This is a genomic window from Novosphingobium sp. ERN07 (assembly GCF_012641335.1).
Classification (GTDB): Bacteria; Pseudomonadota; Alphaproteobacteria; order Sphingomonadales; family Sphingomonadaceae; genus Novosphingobium.
On the sequence record NZ_JABAID010000003.1, the window covers coordinates 271,573 to 285,864 of the forward strand.

At 61.6% G+C, this 14,292-nt stretch carries 11 protein-coding genes; 6 read left to right on the forward strand and 5 right to left on the reverse strand.

Annotation, left to right across the window (positions count from 1 at the left end; all coding sequences use genetic code 11):
• Window position 1: 1 nt before the first annotated feature.
• From HGI47_RS06705 to HGI47_RS22600, 3 genes are read right to left on the reverse strand one after another with little or no spacing between them, the layout of a single operon-like run.
• A complete protein-coding gene (locus HGI47_RS06705) occupies window positions 2-766 on the reverse strand; it encodes an SDR family NAD(P)-dependent oxidoreductase (RefSeq protein ID WP_168852031.1) in 765 nt (254 codons plus the stop codon).
• A gap of 52 nt (window positions 767-818) precedes the next feature.
• Window positions 819-2,381 carry a chemotaxis protein CheW gene (locus tag HGI47_RS06710; protein ID WP_168852032.1) on the reverse strand — a complete coding sequence of 521 codons (1,563 nt, stop codon included), beginning with the start codon at window positions 2,379-2,381 and terminating at the stop codon, window positions 819-821.
• Window positions 2,382-2,386: 5 nt separating this feature from the next.
• Window positions 2,387-4,477, reverse strand: coding sequence for a PAS domain S-box protein (locus tag HGI47_RS22600; RefSeq protein WP_168852033.1), 2,091 nt, complete (start codon window positions 4,475-4,477; stop codon window positions 2,387-2,389).
• A gap of 152 nt (window positions 4,478-4,629) precedes the next feature.
• Here HGI47_RS22600 and HGI47_RS06720 point away from each other — a divergent pair, with 152 nt between their 5' ends.
• Window positions 4,630-6,402: a DUF885 family protein gene (locus tag HGI47_RS06720; protein WP_168852034.1), complete on the forward strand. Its 1,773-nt coding sequence runs from the start codon at window positions 4,630-4,632 to the stop codon at window positions 6,400-6,402.
• 7 nt (window positions 6,403-6,409) lie between these two features.
• Here the strand turns inward: HGI47_RS06720 and HGI47_RS06725 are convergent, their stop codons facing one another.
• Window positions 6,410-8,029: a GMC family oxidoreductase gene (locus tag HGI47_RS06725; protein WP_168852035.1), complete on the reverse strand. Its 1,620-nt coding sequence runs from the start codon at window positions 8,027-8,029 to the stop codon at window positions 6,410-6,412.
• A gap of 126 nt (window positions 8,030-8,155) precedes the next feature.
• On the opposite strand from HGI47_RS06725, the gene HGI47_RS06730 reads away from it, so the two are divergent.
• From HGI47_RS06730 to HGI47_RS06750, 5 genes are all read left to right on the forward strand, one after another.
• A complete protein-coding gene (locus HGI47_RS06730) occupies window positions 8,156-8,539 on the forward strand; it encodes a DUF6379 domain-containing protein (RefSeq protein WP_168852036.1) in 384 nt (127 codons plus the stop codon).
• A gap of 15 nt (window positions 8,540-8,554) precedes the next feature.
• A complete protein-coding gene (locus tag HGI47_RS06735) occupies window positions 8,555-9,553 on the forward strand; it encodes a sugar phosphate isomerase/epimerase (RefSeq protein WP_168852037.1) in 999 nt (332 codons plus the stop codon).
• A 5-nt stretch (window positions 9,554-9,558) separates the two neighbouring features.
• Window positions 9,559-10,332 (forward strand): TIM barrel protein, encoded by a 774-nt coding sequence (locus HGI47_RS06740; RefSeq protein ID WP_168852038.1) that lies wholly within the window; start codon window positions 9,559-9,561, stop codon window positions 10,330-10,332.
• Window positions 10,333-10,424: 92 nt separating this feature from the next.
• Window positions 10,425-11,984 (forward strand): carboxylesterase/lipase family protein, encoded by a 1,560-nt coding sequence (locus tag HGI47_RS06745; RefSeq protein ID WP_168852039.1) that lies wholly within the window; start codon window positions 10,425-10,427, stop codon window positions 11,982-11,984.
• Window positions 11,985-12,006: 22 nt separating this feature from the next.
• On the forward strand, window positions 12,007-13,275 hold the full coding sequence (locus HGI47_RS06750) for an SGNH/GDSL hydrolase family protein (RefSeq protein WP_168852040.1): 1,269 nt from the start codon (window positions 12,007-12,009) through the stop codon (window positions 13,273-13,275).
• Between the two features lie 63 nt (window positions 13,276-13,338).
• Here HGI47_RS06750 and HGI47_RS06755 read toward each other — a convergent pair whose 3' ends face one another.
• Window positions 13,339-14,283: a ThuA domain-containing protein gene (locus HGI47_RS06755; RefSeq protein ID WP_168852041.1), complete on the reverse strand. Its 945-nt coding sequence runs from the start codon at window positions 14,281-14,283 to the stop codon at window positions 13,339-13,341.
• Between the last annotated feature and the right edge of the window lie 9 nt (window positions 14,284-14,292).

The window sequence follows — 14,292 nt, forward strand, 5'->3', positions numbered from 1 at the left end:
TTCACTGAGCGGTCAGCCCGCCATCGACGGCGAGTTCCGCCCCGGTGATGTAACGCGCAGCGGGGGAGGCGAGGAAGGCCACAGCTTCGGCAATGTCGATGGGTTCGCCCATCTTGCCGGCAGGGATCGAAGCATTGATTGCTTCGTACTGATCCGGGTTATCCTTGATCGCCACTTGCTGCATATCGGTCCAGATCACGCCGGGGTGGACCGAGTTCACGCGGATGCCTTCGCCTGCGCATTCCATCGCCAGCGCCTTGGTATAAAGGCGCACGCCACCCTTGCTGGCGGCATAGGCCGAAGCGCCGGGAATGCCGACAAGCCCGGCAACGGATGAGATATTGACGATGGCGCCGCCGTTTCCGCGCGCGCGCATCCCGGCCAGCACGGCACGGCAGCCAAGATAGACGCTGGTCAGATTTACATCGATCTGACGCTGCCATTCGGCAGGCTCCAGATCAGGCGTCCAACGCAGCACCGCGATGCCCGCATTGTTGACAAGGATATCCGGCCCGGCACCATGCTGCGCCTCAATCGCGGCAAGTACCGCCTGCCAGCCATCGGCACTGGTCACATCATGGCCCATGCCGTGTGCGGCCAGGCCTTCTGCGGTGAGCTCTGCCGCCCGCGCTGCGGCTGCTGCCACATCGATATCGGTCAGCCAGACGTGTGCGTCGCGCTGCGCCAGAAGGCGTGCGGTGGCAAAACCCAGCCCTGCCGAAGAGGCAGCGCCGGTGACGAGTGCGATCTTTCCTGAGAGTGTCATGGGAATACTATGGGCGGCTTTTCGCCAGAGCACGCCCAGCCAAAATGTCAGGTCATTGCGCCATCGGCTGGGGCACCTCGATAGCCGCCAAGTTGAGCAGGCGTTCGGCGGCTCCGGCGAGATCCAGAACGGTGCAGGCGTGGCCATCGTTCAGCCGGATGGTGGGACCGGGCAAGCCGGGTGGCGTTGTGCGCGGGCGATCCGCCGTGCCTGTTTCCGTCTTGCCCGCAACGTCTTGCAAGACCTTGCGATCGACCGAATGCAACGCATCGACGCGATAGCCCGCACGGCGCAAGCCTTGCGGATGGTCGCTCCGCGTGACGATAATGTATGGCCCATTGCGCGTGGCGACATCGCCCAGAACATGCGTGAGGTCGAGCAACGGGACACAGTGCCCACGTGAGGTAAACAGGCCAATCATGCCGTTTTCCCCCGGCGGCATCGGCAGGATCGCCGTTTCGGCCAGAAGGATTTCCTCAACCATTTCCAGCGGCGTCGAAAAGCGCTGACCAGCGACCGAAAAGACAAGGAACGGCTTTTCGGCGGCTTGGGTGGCTACGCCATCGCCAGCGGCGCGGCGCGCAGTGGCGGCGATGGTTGCCGTTTCAGGCTGGTTGCGGATCACACCAAGGTTTCGCAGGCCTTCATGAGCGGCGATTTTTTCCGCATCGAGCAGCAGGCAGGCGCCTTCCGCCGTGTCCAGCAGGCCACGTGCAAGGCCTGCGCCGGTTATGGCGTCCTGAAGCAACGGGGCGAAGCAGCGTGCGGCAAATCGCCCGATATCGTCCACGCTATCGATCAGCAGCGCGACAAGGCCGAAAGGCTCGGCCCACTCGGAAGGCGGAGATGCGGGCAATTGCGTGCGAACCACGATGCTGGCGCCGCTGCGCCGCGCGGCAGGGAGCGTGCCGTGGCCAAGCAGGCGGAAAGTATCGATCACGGGAATTTCTGCGCCCTTGTATTCGCGTTGGGCGATCCACAGATCGGTTTCGGTGGGCGTGGGCAAAAGATCGGCGCGCGGCAGGCTGGCATCGACGCAACTGGCCGGTAGAGCAAGCCGCAGCCCGGCGATCGTGAAGACAAGGATAGGCTCATCGATCTGGCGTGCATCGTCCTTGCGAGCACTGCGACCGGTCGCGGTGACCATGCCGGGAAGCTCGGCTATCGCGGCCGGATCGAGCACCACGCCGTTGTGCGTTTCCACGCGGAAGGTGCGCGAAAACAGCCGACACTCCGTTTGTGTCCCGGTGTGGTTGAGGGGGCTGATTTCGCGCGTGGTAAGCGGCATGACGCCCACGATGCCATCAGCCTGAACGGCGAAGACATGCTGTTCGTGGCTCAGGATGACGATGATCGAAGGATCTTGTGCCTGCACTGCGCCGCGTTCCGCCGCAGTGCCGTTCAGGGCGCAGGACAGGTCGATCACAGGGATCACCTCGCCGCGGAGTTCCAGTGCGCCAAGGACATCGGCCCGCGCTGCCGGGAAAGGTTCAAGCCGGGCGGGGCACGGCACCACTTCGCGGATCGCGCCCACGGGCAGCGCGGCACATAGCCCGGCAAGGCGGATCAGGCCGAACAGCATATCGTGCGTGCCGGGTTGCAGAACCGCCGTCATCAAGGTCAGCTTGCGATGTTGGTGGCTGCAGAAAGCCGGGCGATCTGACCTGCGACGCTATCGGTCAATTGTGCCTGATTGGATGCGAGCCGCGTAATCGCCTCGATGGCCTGGTTCGTCTGCTGCACGCTCGATACGATGTCGGAGAAGGCGCTGCGTGCCATGCGTGAACGGTCGGTTCCTTCGCCAACTTGTGCGTTGGACTCATCGATCAGGCGCGAAATATCACGCGCAGCAGTGGAACTGCGCTCTGCCAGCTTGCGCACTTCGCCCGCGACAACCGAGAAGCCCACTCCGTGTTCGCCGGCGCGTGCCGCTTCGATCTCGGCATTAAAGGCGAGCAGGTTGGTTTGACCGGCGATCTCGCTGATGATGCGCACGATTTCCGAAATGGAGGCTGCCGATCTCTGGATCAGTTCGATGGATTCGATGGCCGAGCCAAGTGTTTCTTCACCCTGCTCGGCGTTGACGCGGGTTTGCAGCGACAGCGAAAGCGCCTGTTCGGTCGATCCGGTGATTTCGGAAATCGAGTTGCACAATTGTGTCGAGAGCTGGTTCATCTCACGTGCGCGTTCAGTGATTGCCGTCTCCATCTGCACCTGTTCTGTGATGTCGAAGGCATACTTCACGATCCGCACAGGATTGCCGAGAAGATCGAAGATCGGATTGTAGGTGGCCTGAATCCAGATATCGCGATCGTACTTGCCCACGCGATGAAACCGGCCCGAATGGAACCGACCGGCATTCAGCGTGATCCAGAAATCGCGATATTCGGAACTGCGGATGTAATCGGGTGAACAGAACATCGAATGATGCTGGCCGACGATTTCGCGCAACGAATAGCCGACCGTACGCAGGAAATTTTCGTTCGCGCTGATCACTTTGCCGTCGAGATCGAATTCGATCGTGGCAAGGCTGCGGCCGATAGCATCGATTTTGGCCGAAAACTCGTTGCTGCGCAGCTTTTCCTCGGTCACATCCGAAGCGAACTTCACCACTTTAACCGGTTTGCCGCTGGTATCGAAAATGGGGTTATAGGACGCCTGAATCCACACCTCCCGGCCGTCCTTGCGCACGCGCTTGTATTCGCCTGTATCGAATTCCCCCCGGCCCAGCTTGTCCCAAAATGCCCGATACTCTTCACCTTGGGTGGCGGCTACATCGCAGAAAATGCGATGGTGCCGCCCCCGGATTTCCTCGATGTGGTATCCCATCAGGTTGAGGAAGTTGGCATTGGCATCCAGCACATTGCCTTGCAGATCGAATTCGATCAGGGCTTGCGCGCGTTCAATCGCGCGGACTTTGCCTTCGAACTCGGCATCGCGACGGCGCTGATCGGTGATGTCATGCGCGTATTGCACGATCCGACGCGGCTTTCCGTCCAGGTTGAGGATCGCAGCATAAGACGCATGAATCCACACGTCCGCGCCGGAAAGGCTGCGGCGTTTGAATACCCCGGAAATGGCCTCACCCTTGATCAGGCGGTCCCAGAACACCGCATATTCCTCAGTCTGGGCAAAAGCCGGATCGCACAAGTCGCGATGGGTGAAATTGCATTCCTGACCCGGTTCAAAGCCTTTCATCGCACGGAACAGATCGTTGGCGGCGGTGATCTTTCCCGACAGGTCGAATTCCACCATCGCTTGCGCGTTCTCGATCGCCGCGAGTTTCCCGGCAGCGGCCAGTGCTGCAAGGCGCTGATCAGTGACGTCCATCGCAATTTTCACGATGCGTACGGTGGCCCCGCTTTCGTCCTTTACGGGGTTGTAGCTCGCCTGCAGCCAAACCTGGCTACCATCCTTGCGCCGACGGCAGAATTCGCCCTGCTGCACTTCGCCATCGGCAAGGTTCTTCCACAGTGTGCGATAGGACGCAGAGGCTGCGTATTGCTTGTCGCACAATTCGCTGTGATGCTGCCCAACGATTTCATCGACGGCATACCCCATCAGATCGAGGAAGCGGGTATTGGCACGCAGAATGGTGGCCGCGGGGTCGAACTCGATCATTGCAAAGGCGTGGTCGATCGCCTGGAGTGTCCGTCTGTCGTCTGTGTCTCCGGCAATGGCCGCAGCAACATCCACCTTTTCGATTTTCATCCCGATCAACCTTCTGCAGCGCTGAACTATGGTTGACGCATCGGCTCGCGCCGTGCGGCGCAACCCGTGCAGGCAGCGGTTAACATTGCCCCGGTTTGAAATTCGCGCCATTGCGCTCAGGGCGATTGCTTAGGCTGAGAAAAGGGTTCGCAATGAAGGCGCTTTTTCAGACCGCACTTCTGGCGGGGATGCTGCCGGGCGCTGTGATTGCAGCCCCGGTCGGCTCAGCCGCCGATGTGGCGCGGACAGCCGACGCCCGGTTCGAAGCGGTGTGGAAGGCCGAATACGAATGGCGCGAGGCGCAGCAGGGTCCGTTCGAGGATGTAACGGGCAAGGGTGCCAAAAGTTTGCCCGATCTTTCCGATGCGGCGCAGGCCGCAAGGCTGGCAAAGTGGGATGCCGTGCTGCGCGATCTGGCGGCCATCCCGGTTGATCGGCTATCGCCCGCGCGGCGGGTGGATTACGCGGTCTATAAGGGGCAGGTGGAAGCGCTGCGCAACGCGCAGTTCTATCGCGAATATGAAATGCCGTTCAATTCGGACAGCAGCTTCTGGGGCGAATTGATCGACCAGGCGCGCAGGCCGTTCAAGGACGAGAAGGCAGCGCGCATCTATCTGAAGTTGATGGGTGAACTGCCGCGCTATTACGATCAGCAGATTGCCCAGATGCGCGCCGGGCTGAAGCGCGGGTTCACCGTGCCGCGCGTGACCATGAAAGGCCGCGAAGTGGCGGTGGCGCAAGTGGCCGGGGCCAAGGACGCGGAAAGTTCAACCTTCTGGCAGCCCTTTGCCAAACTGCCTGCGTCGATTCCGGCAGCGGTGCAGGATGACCTGCGCAAGGAAGCGCGCGCAGCCATCGCGGGTGGGGTGACCCCGGCGCACCAGCGGTTGCTGGCGTTCCTGCAGAAGGAATACTTCACCAAAGCGCGCACCGGTATCGCGGCATCCGACTTGCCCGATGGCGGCGCCTATTACCAATCGAAGATCCGCGAATATGTGACGCTGGATCGCACGCCAGAGCAGATCCACCAGATCGGCCTTGCGGAAATGGCGCGTATCCGTGGCGAGATGGCAGACGTGATGCGCGAGGTGAAGTTCGAGGGCGATCTGAATGCCTTCCTGACACATCTGCGCACCGACCCACAGTTCTACCCGAAAAAGCCGGAGGAACTGCTCTATCGCGCGGCATGGATCGCCAAGCAGTTCGACGGAAAGGCCTCGCAATATTTCGGCCATCTGCCGCGCAGCCGCTTTGCGATAAAGCCGGTGCCCGATGACATCGCGCCGTTCTATACCAGCGGGCGCGGGGGGACGGGCGTCTATCTGGTCAACACCTATGACCTGCCATCGCGCCCGTTCTATGCACAAGTGGCGCTGACCCTGCACGAAAGCGCGCCGGGCCATGCCTTTCAGATGCCGCTGGCGGCAGAGAACAAGGATCTGCCCAAGTTCCGCCGTGACACCTATCTGTCCGCCTATGGTGAGGGCTGGGCGCTCTATTGCGAGACGCTGGGCGTGGAAATGGGCATGTACGAAACGCCCTATGACCGCTTCGGGATGCTCAGCTATCAGGCGTGGCGCGCATCGCGGCTGGTGGTCGACACTGGCATCCACGCCAAGGGCTGGACCCGCGAACAGGCCCAGGCCTATTTCCGCGAGAATACCGCGCTGTCTGACCACGAGATCGAGACGGAAGTGGACCGCTATATCTCATGGCCGGGGCAGGCGCTGTCATACTACATGGGGCAGCTTGCCATCCTTGAAGCACGGCGCAAGGCAGAGGCGGCGCTGGGCAGCAAGTTCGATATTCGCGCGTTCCACGATGCCGTGCTGGCGCTGGGCGGCGTGCCGCTGCCGGTGATCGACCAGCGCGTGGATCAGTTGATCGCGGACGGCGGCAAGGGGCCTTATCCGGGCGAGGAGTGATTAACGCTTAGCGCACATCCTCAAGGATCAGCTCTGCCGCGCGTTCGGCAACTGCCATTGCGGGGCCATTGGTGTTGCCTGAAACCGGCGTCGGCATGATCGAGCAATCGACCACGCGCAAGCTGCCCACACCATGCACGCGCGCGCGCGCATCGGTGACCGATGTAGCCCGATCGGTGCCCATTGAACAGGTGCCAGTGCCGTGCAGGCCAACTTCGACCATCTTGGCGAGTTCGGCGGTGATGGCCTCTTCGTCCTGCACGTCTGGTCCGGGCATTCGTTCGGTGCCGATGAAGGCTTTCAGCGGGTCCGAAGCGGCAATCGCGCGGAACAGGCGGAAGAGTTCGAGGCTCTTGGCCTTGTCATAGGGATCGGCCCAGATTGCCGGATCGACCACGGGCGCATCGCGGAAATCGGGCGAGGTCAGCCGGATGCTGCCCCGGCTGCGCGGGCGCAGGTGATAGCCTGAGAAGGTGAGGCCGGGATTGGGCGTCAGCGGACTGCCGGGCCGCGCGGCCATTTCGTTCACCGTGCGCATGGCAAAAGGCGCGGCGGCAACTTGCAGATCGGGCCAATCGGCATCCACGCCTTCGCTGGCGATCAGCCCCGTCAGCGGCATACCCACGCGGGCGAGGTGGCCGGTTCCGGTCAGGAAATACTGGATGGCATTGCGATAGAGCCGCCAGCCAAAGAATTCCCGATTGGTGCCGGGATGGTTGGCCAGATCGAACGAGACGCCGAACTTGGTATGATCGGCCAGTTGTCGCCCCACCATCGGCAGATCGCTGATCACCGGAAGCCCTAGCGCTTGCAAATCCGCACCCGCGCCGATGCCCGAAAGCTGGAGGAGTTGGGGCGAGCCATAGACGCCCGCAGAAACGATCACTTCGGCTGCGGCGGTGTGGATGCGCTCCTCACCGTGTGCCTCGGTCAACACGCCCGTTGCGCGGCCATTTTCGATCAGCACGCGCTTTACAGCCGTATGGGTGGCGATGGTCAGATTGCTGCGCGAAAGGATCGGCATGACGAAGGCCTTGTAGGCGCTTTCGCGCACGCCCTTGCGATCCACGGTATACTGGCTGCGCCCCACACCGTGCGTATTGGGCGTGGTGATATCGTCCAGCCACGGCATCCCTTGCGTGCCAAAGCCAGCGGCCAGCGCATCGAACACCGGCGATTCATAAGTCGACGCCGTTACCTGCAATTCGCCATCGCGCCCGCGCCCCGGATGCGCGCCGGGTTCGCGATAGCTTTCGAACCTGGCATAGCAGCGGGCGATTTCATCCCAGCCCCAGCCCGGCAGGCCGCGCTGCGTCCAGCCATCGAAATCCTTGGGCATTCCCGGCAGATACCAGGTGCCGTTGATGGCCGATGATCCTCCCAGCCCGCGCCCATAAGTATGGATGCCGGGGCGCATTCCCGGCCGCGCTTCCATCGGGAAGACGCGGAAGAATTCGGGGTTGCCCATGATCTTTACAAACCCGCCCGCCATCTTGATGAACGGGTGCTGGTTATCGCCCCCATCCTCGATCAGCAGAACGCGGTTGCGCGGATCGGCGGTGAGCCGGTTGGCCAGAACGCACCCGGCGGAACCTGCGCCCACGATGATATAATCGAATTCCGCCATGACCCCTTGGCACCTGTCCCGAAATTAAAATAGAACTAGAGTTCGTTTTTTATCTGCCGGGCGCTTGACCGCGTGTCAACCCACGATTAGAAAACATATTCTAATTGCAAAAGCGGGAGAGCAACGGTGCTGCCAGTCGAACGGGTTATCGGAGAAGAGGGGCTTGCCGCCACCAGCGGCGGGCTGAAACTGGCCATGCGCCTGCCGTGGTATCGCTCGCTGCCGTTCTCGGTGGTCGAGGTCGGATCGCTGGAGATTGACGGGAAAGCTGTGGATTTGTCGGACGCGCGCATCGAATACGATGGGGCGCAATGGCCGCTTTCCGAAAATGGCGAGAAGGTCGACACCTTCTGGTTCATTCGCGATTCGGCATTCCTGATCCTGCCTGCGCAGACCGCCGATGTTGGCAGCGACCATGAAGTGTCGCTCAACCTCTTCGTCAGCCCGCCCTACATTCCCGGCATGAAGCGGACCAATCCGCAGATGTCCACGCTCACTGTCGCTGCCTGAGAGAGGATCACCACGATGGCCACTACCTCAACCGGCCCGCAGGTCGGCGTTACGCTGTATTCTTTCACCAACGAATGGCTGACCCGCCAGTTCGAAGTCGATACCCTGCTGGCCGAAGTCGCCAAGCGCGGGCTTGGCCCGAACATCGAGATCATCGGCTTCCAGCAGTTCAAGGAATTCCCCGACGTTTCGGATGCCTATGCCGAAAAGTTCAAGGAAATGATCGCGGAAACCGGCCTGAACCCGGTGTCCTGCGCGATCAATTCGGACCGCTTCCTCAAGCCCGGCCAGCAGCCGATCGACGATGCCGCGCTGGTGGAATACCACAAGCGCCAGTTGCGCTCGGCCAAGAAGATGGGCTTCAGCCTCGTGCGTTATCAGTTCGCGCTGCCAGTGCATCTCCTGCCCGAAATCGCGCCCTATGCAGAGGAACTGGACATCCGCATGGGTGTGGAAGTCCACGCGCCGATGTGGGCGGGCCACCCTGCCGTGCAGGCCTATGGCGAGATGTACGACAAGCTGAACACGCCCTATCTTGGCTGGATTCCCGATTTCGGCGGCACCGCAAGCCGCATCCCTGAATCCATGCTCGATGCGGCGCGGGCAAAGGGTGCTTCGGAAGACCTGCTCGACAAGCTGAAAGAGGTCTGGCTGGAAGATGGCATGAGCCATGAAAAGGCCGGGCGCCTGCGTGAATGGGGCATGGCCCACGGCCACGCGCCGCTGCACATTCAGGCCGCGTGCCTCGCATTCTTCATTCTGTCCAACCACGATCCCAAAAGCTGGGCCGCGCTGGTGGATCGCACCATCCACATCCACGGCAAGTTCTATGGCGTGAGCGAGGATCTGGTCGAAGAAGCCATCGATTACGACACGATCCTGCCGCTGTTCAAGGACGGTGGCTTCACCGGCACGATGGTTTCCGAATGGGAAGGCCACGCCTATGACATGCGCGATGCCTTCGAACAGGTCCGCCGCCATCAGGCGATGGCCCGCCGCATCTGGGGGGCCTGATCGCGATGGCTTATGACCTTTCCGTCAATCTCGAATATGGCTTCACCGAAGCGGGCGAGAAGATCGAGGACCGCATCGCTGCCGCCGCAGCAGCAGGTTTCCGCAAGGTGGAACTGTTCCTGCTCAAGGGCCGCGATCTGACCGCGATCAAACGCGCGCTGGATGAAAACGGTGTCGAACTGATCAGCACCGTGGCCGATTACGTGACGCAACTGGTTGATCCAGCCACGCACGACGGCTTTTGCGATGTGTTCCACGATGCGGCCTCGGCGGCGAAGTTCCTCGGCTGTTCCAACGTGGTGGTCACATCGGGCCGAGGCGTGCCGTGGCTGAAGCGCCCGGTGCAGCTTGCCATCTTTGCCGATGCCTTGCGCAAGCTGGTACCGATTGCCGAAGAGCTTGACGTCACCATCCTGCTCGAATCCGCCAACACCCGCTTCGATCATCCGGGCGTGCTGTGTTCCACCACGCACGATAGCGTGGTGGTGGCCGATATGATCGATCACCCGCGCGTGAAGGTGCTCTACGATCTCTATCACTCGGTGGTTGAGGGCGAAGACCCTGAAACCGCACTGAAAGCGGCGATGCATCAGGTTGTTCACGTACAGGTGGCAGATGCACCGGGACGGGGCGAACCGGGTTCGGGCAAGATCGATTGGCCGGGTGCTTTGGCCATGTTCGAACGGCTCGGCTATGGCGGCGCGGTGGGGCTGGAACTGCAGCCCACCAAACCTTCGGCAGAGGCGCTGTCCTACATCCAGCAACTCTGCGCCGAATAACCGACCATTTGCACGGGGACCACGCTTGCGGTCCCCGTGTCATTTCCAGATCACACGGGTCGGCAAAGGCCTGGACATAAGGGAGCAGGACAATGAACAAAGGCATCGCGCTGGCTGGGGCCATCGTTCTTTCCGCAACCTCGCAAATCGCACTGGCACAAAGCGTGGTCACGACCGCCAATGGCGCGCTGCGCGGCGTGGACAAGGGCCTCGCCACAGCCTTCCTCGGCATCCCCTATGCCGCGCCGCCCATAGGTGAAAACCGCTGGCGCGAACCGCAGCCTGCCCCTTCGTGGCCGGGAGAACGCGATGCTTCTACATTCGGTGCAGTATGCCAGCAAGGCGTGCCCGCCCCTTGGGGACCATACACGGCGGAATTTCTGGCCGCCCCACCGATGAGCGAGGATTGCCTGACGCTCAATGTATGGAAGCCCAAAGGTGCGGCAAAGGCCCTGCCGGTGCTGGTGTTCATCCACGGTGGCGGCTTTGGCGGCGGGGCGGGTAGCCTGCCGATCTATGATGGCGCAAAGCTGGCAGCCAAGGGCGCGGTCGTGGTGACGATCAACTATCGCGTCGGCGTGCTGGGCTTCATGGCGCATCCGGCGCTGACGGCGGAATCGCCGCTTGGCTCATCGGGCAACTATGGCCTGCTCGATCAGATCGCCGCGCTCAAATGGGTAAAGGCAAACGCGGCCAGCTTCGGCGGCAATGCTGCCAATGTAACGGTATCGGGCGAAAGCGCGGGCGCGGCTTCCGTGGCGGACCTGATGGTTTCGCCGATGGCCAAGGGTCTGTTCGAAAAGGCCATCGCGTTCAGCGGGGCAAGCATGGCAGTGGATGTGCCGCCGCTTTCCGCAAACGAAAAGGTGGGCGCGGATCTGGCAGCAAAGCTCGGCACCAGCAACATCGCCGCGATGCGCGCGGTTTCGGCAGAAAAGCTGATCGAAGCCACCCGCTACGTCCCCGGCGCAACCAGCGGCCCGCCGCGTTTGATGTTCGTGCCCAATGTCGATGGCAAAGTGGTGCCGTTCGATCCGATCCGCGCCAGCGGCCCGGTGGCCAGCCCCGTTCCGCTTATCAGCGGATACAACAGCGCCGAAATGATCGACCCGTCGGTACGCACACCTGCCCAGTTCAAGGCCGCAGTGCAAGCCCGCTATGGCACGTTTGCCGAACGCCTGCTCGCGCTCTATCCCCACGCCACCGATGCCGAGGCCGTCGCCTCAAACGCACTGCTGGCGCGCGACCGCTATATGGCGGGCCTGCTGCTTTGGTCGCAGGAGCGCACCAGAACCGCACAGCAGCCGGTCTTCGCCTATCTCTATGACCATGCCTATCCGGTAGCCGACGGCGGGCAACCGTGGGGCGCGTTCCATTCGTCACACCTGCCTTATGTCTTCGGCAACATCGGCATTGGCGAACGCCGCTTCACCGCAGCCGATACCCGCGTGGTCCGCCAATGGCAGGACCTCCTGCTGGCCTTCATGCGCACCGGCACGCCGGGTAAGGGGTGGGCGCAAGTCACGAAAACCAGCGCGACGATCATGGGTCTCGGTGACCGTGAAGGTATGCGTCGCGCCGTCTCAACCCCCGCGCGGTTCGAAGCGTTCAAGGCCTATGCCGAAAGCGGAGGCAAATTGGGGTTGATGTAAGCGTTCTACGGGAGAATATCGGATGCTGACAATACGATGCGCCTGCATTGCACTGGCTTGTGGAACGCTTCCTTTGGCTTGGGGGGCAGCAAGCGCCCAACCTGCCTGGCGCGAGGCCTATCAATCCAGCCCGGCCACATATGAGGCTCCCTCGGAAGAATTCATCAAGTTTGCCAACCAGCATTGGAATGTTCCGGCAGAAAAGCTGCGCAGCGATCTCACGCCACAGCCTGTCAGCGGCACGATCCGCTACCGCGTCACATTGCAGGCATCCGGCTCCCAAATTCGAGTGCGGTTTTCGAATGAGGAAGTCGCCATTCCGTTGCGGATTGGCGCAGCCTCTGTTGCTCTTTCAGCGGGGGCATACGCCGCCAAACCAGATAGTCTCGTTGCACTGACGTTCGGTGGGGCCAAGGCCGTAACCGTGCCGGCGGGGGCACCGTTTCTCAGCGATCCGGTTACTTTGCCGGTAAAGTCTGGAACAGAACTTCTGGTCAGCATCGCCCTTGCATCACCGATCATGAATGAGGGGCGCGGCGGTGCAGGATTTTCCGTGGGGGCGGGCGATCAGGCGATGCAAGCCGTGCTGGACCGCCCAAGCGCACTTAACGGCAGACCGTTGGTGACAGGCGTCTCCGTTCTCAGCGATAAGCCGCCGCGTGTGATTGTCGCGTTTGGCGATTCAATTACCGACGGCAACCGGGTCAATCCGGGTGCGCTGCACGGCTGGCCTGAAGTGCTGGCCCAAAGGTTGGCTGCTCGCACCGGTGGGCAACGATATACCGTTGTCAATGCCGGGATCGCGGGCAACCGCGTGCTCGCGTCGGGGTGGGGCGCGGCCGCGCTATCCCGGCTTGATCGAGATGCTTTGCGTATTGATGGCATATCCCATCTGATATTGCTGGAGGGCGTCAACGACATCAACTTCTCAGGGAAAAGTCCCTTCGGCACCAACCCTGAGATAACGAGCGACGATCTTATCAATGGATACCGGCAGATCATCGCCCGGTGCCATGACCGGGGAGTCAAAGTCTACCTTGGAACGTTGACGCCAAATCCCGGCGATGCTGCCACGTCGACTGCAGCAAAGCGTGCGCTGCGGGATGACGTAAATCGCTGGATGCGCACGTCGGGCGAACCGGATGGCGTGATCGACTTCGATGCGATAGTGCGCGATCCTGCTGCGCCTTCACAATTCGCACCAGCTTTTGATTCAGGCGATCATCTTCACCCCAGCGATGCTGGCCACATGGCTATGGGCCAAGGAATAGATTTGGCGCTGTTTCCGTGATGCCGGATCACCATATCCGCCCCGGCTGCTGGCCAATGCAGCCGGGAGTGCAACATTGCTGCTCTATTTCGTCGGGTAATCCTTGGCCTCTTCCAGCACAGGCAGGGTGACCTTGCCCGTAGCCGCCCATTCGGTGCCGCGCAGGATCAGCGTTTGCAAGGGCTGGAAGTGCAGCGAAACCTCGTCGTGGCCCAGCGTGATCGAAAAGACGCGGCCTTTGCCATAATCGGCCGTCCAGACTTGCGGATGATCGCTATCTATCCCCTTCATCGCCTTCAGCTTTTCGGGTGTATAGGCGGCTGCGGGATACTTCGGCCCAGTCAGCTTCGGATCATAGGCCGCCGCCGCATCGTGCGCGGTGGCAAGGACGTGGATCTTCGCTTCCGGGTCCATCGCCATGTTGGTGTACATATCATCGTTATAAGTCCACACGAACTCGCGCATTCCCGCCGTGATCGGATGTGCGCGGTCAACGATGTGGACCGGGAAGGCTCCCGGCGGCGCGCGGCGGCTCGATCCCGGCTCCATCGCCGCGCCGATCAGGCGCTTGTATTCAGGAATATCGCGCCCCCAGGTAAAGCTGGAGTGATAGGCGACCAGCCCGCCGCCTTCGCGCACATATTGATACAGTGCCTTGAACGCGCCGTCCGACCAGACCTTCTGCACCGGATCGGCATAATTCCACCGGCTCGAATAGTTCAGCAGCACCACGTCATAGGCTTTGAGCGTTTCGAGCGTGCCATTGTCGAAATCTTCGGTCACGCGCACGTCGAAGCGTTTGGTGTCCTGCATCATGGTGCGCAGCATGTTGTTCACACCGGTCCAGTCGTGCTCGTAGGAATTGCGGCCCGATATGATCAGAACTTGCAGGCGCTTTTCCGCCGGGTTCACCGGAATGGCCACGCGCTGCACCGTTTCAGGCGGCCTATAGTCGATGGTGACGATCACCTGCGCGGCGGCAGGCACGGCGATGCAGGCCGCAAGCACCGCGGCGATGGCCTTCCTCATCATTCTCTC

Coding starts and splice junctions, on each gene's coding strand:
- HGI47_RS06735 (WP_168852037.1), top strand. CDS start 8,555: ATGGCCACTACCTCAACCGGCCCGCAGGTCGGCGTTACGCTGTATTCT.
- HGI47_RS06725 (WP_168852035.1), bottom strand. CDS start 8,029: ATGGCGGAATTCGATTATATCATCGTGGGCGCAGGTTCCGCCGGGTGC.
- HGI47_RS06710 (WP_168852032.1), bottom strand. CDS start 2,381: ATGACGGCGGTTCTGCAACCCGGCACGCACGATATGCTGTTCGGCCTG.
- HGI47_RS06720 (WP_168852034.1), top strand. CDS start 4,630: ATGAAGGCGCTTTTTCAGACCGCACTTCTGGCGGGGATGCTGCCGGGC.
- HGI47_RS06705 (WP_168852031.1), bottom strand. CDS start 766: ATGACACTCTCAGGAAAGATCGCACTCGTCACCGGCGCTGCCTCTTCG.
- HGI47_RS06750 (WP_168852040.1), top strand. CDS start 12,007: ATGCTGACAATACGATGCGCCTGCATTGCACTGGCTTGTGGAACGCTT.
- HGI47_RS06745 (WP_168852039.1), top strand. CDS start 10,425: ATGAACAAAGGCATCGCGCTGGCTGGGGCCATCGTTCTTTCCGCAACC.
- HGI47_RS06755 (WP_168852041.1), bottom strand. CDS start 14,283: ATGAGGAAGGCCATCGCCGCGGTGCTTGCGGCCTGCATCGCCGTGCCT.
- HGI47_RS06740 (WP_168852038.1), top strand. CDS start 9,559: ATGGCTTATGACCTTTCCGTCAATCTCGAATATGGCTTCACCGAAGCG.
- HGI47_RS22600 (WP_168852033.1), bottom strand. CDS start 4,477: ATGAAAATCGAAAAGGTGGATGTTGCTGCGGCCATTGCCGGAGACACA.